This is a genomic window from Streptomyces flavofungini (genome assembly GCF_041028215.1).
Lineage (GTDB): Bacteria > Actinomycetota > Actinomycetes > Streptomycetales > Streptomycetaceae > Streptomyces > Streptomyces flavofungini_B.
In genome coordinates this window covers 1-931 of record NZ_JASKYR010001419.1, presented here as the reverse complement: position 1 = coordinate 931, position 931 = coordinate 1, and the positions used below count along the sequence as shown (strand labels likewise).

Sequence of the window (931 nt, the reverse complement as noted above, 5' to 3'; positions counted from 1 at the left end):
GTGCGGGTGAGGGCGAGCAGGTCGCCGGAGGGGGTGAGGCCGGTGAGGGAGGCGGTGCCGTCGACGCGCGTCACCTCGCGGCCGGGGCCGCCGCGCGGGCCGATGCGGAGTGTGGTGCTGCCGTCGGCGAGGCCGATGCCGAGGGCGGCGGTGGCGCCGCCGGTGACGGCGAGGCCGCGGGCGGTGCCGTCGGGGACGCCGGTGAGGCCGGTCCTGTCGGGCCCGCCGGTGAAGTCCTGGAAGCGCCAGTGGCCGATGCCCCTGGCGTCCTCGGCGAACCACCAGACCCGCGCGTCGGCGTCGATGGCGCCGTGCAGGGTGCCGCCGGGCCGATCGGTGACGCGGCGGGCGGTGCGGGACGCGGCGTCCCAGGTGAAGACCTCGCAGCGGCCGTCGGCGTCGGCGGTGAACACCATGCGGTGCGGGTCGGTGGCGCACACCTCGGGCAGCGCGGCGCGGTAGACCTGGAAGCGGCTCACGCGGTGGCCTCCGTGAGGGCGGCCCGCCGGGTGGTGTGCACGGCGAGCAGGGTGAGCAGGGCGGCGCAGCCCAGGGCGGGGGCGGCGGTGTCCACCCGGTCGGCGAAGAGCCCGGCGAGGACGGGGGCGAGAGCGGCGGTGGCACCGGAGGCCGTGGCGAGCACCGCGCCGACCCGCGCCTGGAGCGCGGGMTGGGCAGCGCCGGCGCGTTGTTCTGGGGCTGGCTCTTGTCGTTCTGGCAGGAGGCGACGACGCCGGTCGGGAGGTGCGTGATGCGCACCGCGGAGTCGGTCGTGTTGACGGACKGGCCGGCCGGGGCCCGAGGMGSGTATGGCCCCCAACTCCCGCACGAGTGCGGCGAGCCCCGGCGCCTGGGCGTCGACCATGCGGGCCGCGGTCTCCTCCCACATGCCATACCCCGCCTGCTCGGCCGCGGCCGAGCAGGCGGGGTA

At 77.9% G+C, this 931-nt stretch carries 1 protein-coding gene and 3 pseudogenes; all 4 read right to left on the bottom strand.

Translation table 11 applies throughout. The features are described from left to right. Positions 1 to 479: pseudogene (locus AB8Z36_RS41420) on the bottom strand (S9 family peptidase); the annotation flags it as partial. After that, positions 476 to 643 (bottom strand): hypothetical protein, encoded by a 168-nt coding sequence (locus AB8Z36_RS41415; RefSeq protein WP_369218486.1) that lies wholly within the window; start codon positions 641 to 643, stop codon positions 476 to 478. The pseudogene AB8Z36_RS41420 and the gene AB8Z36_RS41415, both read right to left, overlap by 4 nt. A gap of 14 nt (positions 644 to 657) precedes the next feature. Continuing rightward, positions 658 to 810 (bottom strand): annotated as a pseudogene (locus AB8Z36_RS41410) (peptide chain release factor-like protein); the annotation flags it as partial. Continuing rightward, a pseudogene (locus AB8Z36_RS41405) lies at positions 779 to 931 on the bottom strand (SWIM zinc finger family protein); the annotation flags it as partial. The pseudogenes AB8Z36_RS41410 and AB8Z36_RS41405, both read right to left, overlap by 32 nt.